This is a genomic window from Turicimonas sp. TL08 (genome assembly GCF_054660695.1).
On record NZ_BAAGDP010000081.1, the window covers coordinates 1 to 316 of the forward strand.

Sequence of the window (316 nt, forward strand, 5' to 3'; positions counted from 1 at the left end):
CCGGGCGTGTCCAGCCCTTAATACATTTATCGCTCCCACGACATCGGCATTTTCTTTGTACCCGCATTTGGTACATTCGAAATGTGCTTGCGTTTGTCTGTTTTTTGCCGAAATATATCCGCAATTCGGACAAGTTCTGCTCGTATTTTTCGGAGGAACCAATACCAGCAACCCTCCTCTTCCTTCCACCTTGTAAGTCAGCATTGTCTTGAAAGAATACCATCCTTGGTCAAGAATTGAACGATTTAAACCGCTTTTCTGTCTGACCTTTTTCCCGGGCTGCTCAACTGTACCTGACGCCGATGCAGACATATTC

At 45.9% G+C, this 316-nt stretch carries 1 protein-coding gene; it reads right to left on the reverse strand.

What is annotated here, in order from left to right; translation table 11 throughout:
• Nucleotides 1-316, reverse strand: a 316-nt coding sequence (locus tag ACYQ4O_RS13040) for an RNA-guided endonuclease InsQ/TnpB family protein (protein ID WP_460175882.1), incomplete at both ends; no start/stop codon positions are given.